Origin of the sequence: Streptomyces sp. E11-3 (assembly GCF_046540415.1) — a bacterium.
GTDB lineage: Bacteria > Actinomycetota > Actinomycetes > Streptomycetales > Streptomycetaceae > Streptomyces.
This window is the reverse complement of the sequence record NZ_JAZGRL010000258.1, coordinates 1-564: the sequence shown is the minus strand read 5'-3', so window position 1 is coordinate 564 and position 564 is coordinate 1. Positions and strand designations below refer to the sequence as shown.

The following is a 564-nucleotide window of genomic DNA, read 5'->3' as shown; positions in this document are numbered from 1 at the left end:
CACATGGAATTGATGTCAGTGGCGTTGAAATTTTACAGCAGAGCGATGATATCTCAGATCATTATCTAGTCTCCTGTATATTCCATATAGCTAAAGCTGTAAAGCCAACTTCTTGTTACAAATATGGTAGAACCATTACCTCTACCACAAAAGACTGCTTTATAAATAATCTTCCTGACTTATCTCAGTTCCTCAGCATATCCAATAGCTCAGAACAACTTGATGATGTAACAGGAACTATGGACTCTCTCTTTTCTAGCACTTTAGATGCGGTTGCTCCTTTACGCTTAAGGAAGATTAAGGATAAGAGTCCAACACCGTGGTATAATGAGCACACTCGCGCCCTAAAGAGAGCAGCCCGGAAAATGGAGCGCAGCTGGAGGAAAACTAAATTAGAGGTATTTCGTTTAGCTTGGCGGGAAAGTACCCTATCCTACAGAAAAGCATTAAAAACTGCTAGATCTGATTACTTTTCGTCTCTTCTAGAAGAAAACAAACATAACCCCCGATATTTATTCAATACAGTAACTAAATTAACGAAAAATCAAGCATCAACAGGTGTTG

At 39.0% G+C, this 564-nt stretch carries 1 protein-coding gene; it reads left to right on the top strand.

The features are described from left to right. Positions 1-564: hypothetical protein (locus tag U9R90_RS36725; RefSeq protein ID WP_411061857.1), on the top strand; the 564-nt coding region annotated here is incomplete at both ends.